Origin of the sequence: Bacteroides sp. HMSC067B03 (assembly GCF_001811315.1) — a bacterium.
In the GTDB taxonomy this organism is placed as follows: Bacteria; Bacteroidota; Bacteroidia; order Bacteroidales; family Bacteroidaceae; genus Bacteroides; species Bacteroides faecis.
In genome coordinates this window covers 1-4557 of record NZ_KV804478.1, presented here as the reverse complement: position 1 = coordinate 4557, position 4557 = coordinate 1, and the positions used below count along the sequence as shown (strand labels likewise).

Here is a 4557-nt window from a genome sequence, read left to right as displayed (position 1 = left end):
ATGGGAATCCAGGCTATGGCTATTATGGTTATTACGGATACTATGGCTATTATGGAGAGGGTGGTAACGGAACCCCTAATTCTAATGTTCATTATTATACGCAGGAAGAATATGATACTATGGTTGCTAATGGAACATGGAATGGTGGATATGTAGAAGGTTGGGGATATATAGGTAATGATGTTAATGCGTTTTCAGGAGTCGGAGAGTATTGTACATTTCCTGAATACTTACGAAGTTCTTCAAATGATTTGTGGAATATATTTGTAGATAAGGTTGTTGCAATGGTACTGACAAAGATTCATAAGGGACTTCCTGTAGTTAAGGATTATACAGATTATCTTGAAAAGCAGATAAACCAAGTACATAATGATATGCAAGCTGATTTATTAATAAAAGGATATGACGCTTCTTCTAATTTATTTGTAGGGAGTAAGCCAATTCTAAATGGTGTTGATAGCAAAATTCGATTTAGTGTATATGATGCCAATACAGGTCAGCTCATCCTTTATAAGGACATGGATGTTTTGGGAAATATCTACTATTAGGATTAGAGATTATCAGTTCGTAACCTATATGTCGTTGTTTATTGCTTTTCTGTTTATGGCGAGATATTGTATTAATAAGTTGAGTTCTTACAATCATATTTAAAAGTAGTGAGAATAAATTGATATTAGAAAAAAAGTAGTATTAATATTGTTTACATATGAAGAATATTGTTTGTTTTGTGATAGTGTTATGTACATGTACATATATACACTCTCAGACTTCAAGAAAAAAACTTTTGGATATGATGAACTTTTCAGAAAAAAGTGGTTGGTCAGTAGCTCTGAAACGTTTTGATGCTCGTATCCAAGTAGATAGTTCGTCTTTATATAAAGAAAAGTATCCGCTGCAAATCAAACAATATAATATTGCAGGATTTTATCCAATTTTACGTGGAATGCTATATAATATTTTCATTCTTCCTGATGTAGATAGCGATAGTATGACTGTTTCTTTAACTTGTAAGAGTCAAAATTTGAAGAGTGCTAATTTAGTGATGTCTGGCATTAGCGAGAATGAAAAAGTTCTCTATTCGGACACTTTGTCTGTTAATGGATATAATGATTGGCATACTTATCAGAAAAATGTTTCTTTGGTAGATGTTGCTATGATGGAACTGAACATTGTATTTGCAGGAAAAGATACATTAAGATTTTTGGAATCAAAGGAAGATAAAATAGAGAGTCAGCAGAATTTATGGCTGGATAGAATAAATATGAAGGTGGGCGATAAAAATATAGCAGACTGTCCTATTTTATCTTCTCCTGACATAGTGCTCTCTCAAAAAAATGTGGTCCATAGTGATTCTTTGTTGAATTCGGATTTTGATTATGCTTTTAAAAATAAGAAAATAGTTGCTTTTGGAGAATCGGTACATGGAAGTGCCACAATCAATGAAGAAGTGGTTCAACTACTTAAACATGGGATAGAATATGATGACCGTAGGCTAATATTAATGGAACTGCCTTTGGAAAAAATGCTTTATGTGAATCGTTTCGTACAGGGAGATAGTGCTTTTTATATCGATAGTATCAGACCTTATTTTGATCAGTCATTATATTCTGAAGAATGGGTTGATTTCTTTGTTTGGTTGAAAGAGTATAATGCGAAAATGAAAAATAAAGTTTGGCTTTTAGGAATAGATTATGAATATGAATATCGGTTTACTGAGTTAGACTTGTTTGAATATCTAGTAGCAGTAAATCATACTGCTTCCAATCCTTATATTGCTGAATTTTGTCGAATGTTATTATTACAAGAAAAAGATTCAAATCAAAAAAAAATATCTTTTCTTCAATCTCATAATTATTTTAAGGATGAGATTGGCTTATATGAATCAAAGATTCTAGAACATTGTTTGCAGACGATTATTCAAGCAAGAAAGCAGCCTGTTTTAAGCTTTTCGCTACGTGATAAAGTGATGTTTGAGAATTTGGATTTTTTGTTTGGTTTGTTTTCTAAAAATAAAGCCATGAAAACTGCTGTATATAGCCATTTTGGACATGCTAATTATTCTGCATTGGAAACAAGAATGGTTTCTGATCCTCCATTTGGTTCTTTCGCTAAACGGGTTTATGGCGATGACTTTTTTGTTGTTGGTATATTTGTGGGAGGTGGTGAAACTCTAAATGAGGGCAAAGGAAATAAATGGAATATCTCTTATTTAAAAGAAAATTCAAAGGATACATTTGAATATTGGTTAAGTCAAGTTTCGATGGATTTTTTTTATGTACCTAAAGTGTTCTTACCCTCTTGTCTAATGTGGTATCGAAATATAGGAATAGCTGCAAAGGAGTTTAGTAGTCTGATGAACCCTTCTTGTAGAATGGATGGTGCGTTGTTTATAAGGGAAACTAAACCTTTGAAGAAAGCTTCTTTGGATATAGTTACTGAGCATTTTGACTTTATAAATCGATTTAAAAAGTGTTTGGATAAAAGTCGGGAACTTGATTTCGGGAAGAAAAAAATATCCTTCTAAAAGTTACATATTATAATTAAGCTAATTATTTATTAAAAATCAATCTCTGAATGTTTTAATGATGAAAAAGATAATTTATCTATTACTAGTCTCACTTTTAATATTGTCCTGTGGGATGAGAAATAAAAAAGAAGTAATTCAGCAACTGTCAGTAAGAGAATTCACTAAATTGGAAAAACTTTACTTGCTGCCTTTTGATTCGGTAATGAATATATATGATTTGTCAAATGATAGTATTGTGGATTTTCCTGATTTATCTAGCTATACTATTAAGTCACTTAATTTGTCTGGCAATTTGTTGGATACAATTATTCCACGTCTTTTACCTAAAGGATTGGAACGTCTGAATCTTTCAAATAATAAATATAAAGGATTTGTAAATATAAGAAGATGCACTATCCCCTCTTTAAAAGAGGTAGACTTATCTTATAATACATTGGATAGCATAAGAATAACCGAACCATTATATCGGATAATATTATCACATAATAATTTAGTTTTTATTGGTTTAAATCAAAAAAATATACAATATCTTGACGTGTCTTATAATATTCATTTAAATAGGCTTGTTCGTTTTGAACCTTCACTTATAGATACAGTTATAAGTGAAGGAGTTGCAGGAGGGAAACCGTTGATAGGACCAATTAGTAAGAATGCTGGGTATCATTTTAATGATCTTAAATAACAGATGCTATGAAATATTTAATTTGTATATTATTATTTTCTCCCTTTTTGTTATCTTGTAGAATGGGGATTAGGAATGAATCTGGTAAACAACCTTTGACGAAAGAACTTACTAAATTGGAAAAGCTTTTTTGGCTGCCTTATGATTCAGTTATGGTCTATTATGATCTGTCAAATGACAATATTGAGAATTTTCCGAATTTGTCTGCTTTTACTATTAAATCGCTTGACTTGTCTCATAATCTGTTAGATACAATTAATCCACTTTTTTTACCTAAAGGGTTGGAAAAATTAAATCTTTCTCATAATCTATACTGTGGTTTCATACTCATAAGGAAAAATACGATCCCCTATTTAAAAGAATTGGATATATCTCATAATGCATTAAATAGAATAGATATAGCTCCTCCTTTATACCGTATAAATGTATCATATAATGATCTAAATGTTATTGATCTGAATCATAAGAATATACAATATCTTGATATCTCTTATAATTCTGATATTTCAGAAAGGGTAAGCTTTGAGCCTCTTTGGATAGATACATTAGTACGAGATGGAGTTGCTGATGGGAAACGTCTATTAGGACCACTGACTGATATTGTTATTGAATAAGTGGTCTTGCATAATTATTAGGCTTGGTTTTAGAAGAAAATTAGGTGATTTTAAATGTTGAATAGTATGAAAAATATAATTTATATATTGTTAGTCTCATTCTTATTATTATCCTGCGGAATGATGAGCAAAAAAGAAGTAACTGATCAACCTCCTAGAAATGAGCTCACAAAATTGGAAACCCTTTTTTTGTTACCTTATGATTCTGTTATGGATTATTATGACTTGTCAAATGATAGCATTGTGAATTTTCCGGATTTGTCTGCTTTCACCATTAAATCGCTTGACTTGTCTTATAACTTATTAGAAACAATTAATCCGTTTTTCCTGCCTAAAGGGGTGGAGAGGCTTAATCTTTCTCATAATCTATATCGTGGAATTGTACGAATAAGAAAAAATACAATACCTAGTTTAAAAGAACTGGATATATCCTATAATGCAGTAAATAGAATAAATATATGCGAGCCTTTATTTCGGATTATATTGTCATATAATGATTTAACGTATGCCAATTTTAACCATAAGAATCTACAATATCTTGATATTTCTTATAACCCTTCTCTGTCTGAGAGAGTGAACTTTGAACCTCTTTGGATAGATACAATAGTGCGGGATGGGGTTGCTGATGGGAAACGTCTTTTGGGACCGATTAGTGTTTCTTATGATTACAGCCATTAAACTTAATATTGCGTGCATTGTCGATTCAGCGTTAGAAGAATATAGAAATGATTATA

At 31.1% G+C, this 4557-nt stretch carries 5 protein-coding genes; all 5 read left to right on the top strand.

Features of this window, described 5'->3' with window-relative positions:
- A partial coding sequence (locus HMPREF2794_RS29165; protein WP_070752952.1) for a hypothetical protein occupies nt 1–548 on the top strand: 548 nt, incomplete at its 5' end.
- 242 nt (nt 549–790) lie between these two features.
- Nucleotides 791–2524: an erythromycin esterase family protein gene (locus HMPREF2794_RS24595; RefSeq protein ID WP_070752950.1), complete on the top strand. Its 1734-nt coding sequence runs from the start codon at nt 791–793 to the stop codon at nt 2522–2524.
- 115 nt (nt 2525–2639) lie between these two features.
- On the top strand, nt 2640–3209 hold the full coding sequence (locus HMPREF2794_RS24590; RefSeq protein ID WP_240053015.1) for a hypothetical protein: 570 nt from the start codon (nt 2640–2642) through the stop codon (nt 3207–3209).
- A gap of 8 nt (nt 3210–3217) precedes the next feature.
- Entirely contained in the window at nt 3218–3823 is a 606-nt protein-coding gene (locus HMPREF2794_RS24585; RefSeq protein WP_070752949.1) for a leucine-rich repeat domain-containing protein, read from the top strand.
- A 66-nt stretch (nt 3824–3889) separates the two neighbouring features.
- The gene (locus HMPREF2794_RS24580; RefSeq protein WP_022471922.1) at nt 3890–4501 is read left to right on the top strand and encodes a leucine-rich repeat domain-containing protein; all 612 of its coding nucleotides are present in this window, start codon (nt 3890–3892) and stop codon (nt 4499–4501) included.
- Nucleotides 4502–4557: the final 56 nt, after the last annotated feature.

Bases quoted from the DNA above. Each gene is read 5' to 3' on its own strand.
- HMPREF2794_RS24585 (WP_070752949.1), top strand. From the start codon at position 3,218: ATGAAATATTTAATTTGTATATTATTATTTTCTCCCTTTTTGTTATCT.
- HMPREF2794_RS24590 (WP_240053015.1), top strand. From the start codon at position 2,640: ATGAGAAATAAAAAAGAAGTAATTCAGCAACTGTCAGTAAGAGAATTC.
- HMPREF2794_RS24595 (WP_070752950.1), top strand. From the start codon at position 791: ATGATGAACTTTTCAGAAAAAAGTGGTTGGTCAGTAGCTCTGAAACGT.
- HMPREF2794_RS24580 (WP_022471922.1), top strand. From the start codon at position 3,890: ATGAAAAATATAATTTATATATTGTTAGTCTCATTCTTATTATTATCC.